Here is a 423-nt window from a genome sequence, read left to right as displayed (position 1 = left end):
GTGCGGCCCGCCGTGGCGGGGCGAGGGGCGGGTGCCTTAAAAAGGGCCGAAAAGAACGGGATTCCGGAGCCGCGCACGGGCCGCCCTCCGGCCGGCTTCGCGGTGGCGGATCCGGCGCAGACCCAGGAACAGTGAGCGGATGAGCTTCGACGACGTCAAGGACGACACGCGCGAAGGCGAACTCGTGACGTTCGCGCCATCGACGATGACCGAGCTGCGCCACGGCGCCGAGATGATCCGTCCGGTGCCGGAGAAGCGTGGCGCCCGGGCTCTGATGGCCGCGGCACGCGAGCGCCTCGATTGGACCCGGCTGCCCGGCCTCGGCCAGCGCCGGGAGGACACGTCGAGCTACGGCGCGCGGGTGATCCGCCGGGTCAGCCTGTTCGTGCTGCTGCCGACCCTGGTGATCGGCCTGTACCTGTT

The 423-nt window shown here is 71.4% G+C and carries 1 protein-coding gene; it reads left to right on the top strand.

The genetic code is table 11. The annotated features are described in order from the left end of the window. Nucleotides 1-139 precede the first annotated feature (139 nt). Nucleotides 140-423: hypothetical protein (locus E4T88_RS18985; protein WP_221411827.1), on the top strand; the 284-nt coding region annotated here is incomplete at its 3' end.

The sequence above is a fragment of the Dysgonomonas mossii genome, assembly GCF_004569505.1.
Classification (GTDB): Bacteria; Bacteroidota; Bacteroidia; order Bacteroidales; family Dysgonomonadaceae; genus Dysgonomonas.
This window is presented reverse-complemented; position numbering and strand designations above follow the sequence as displayed.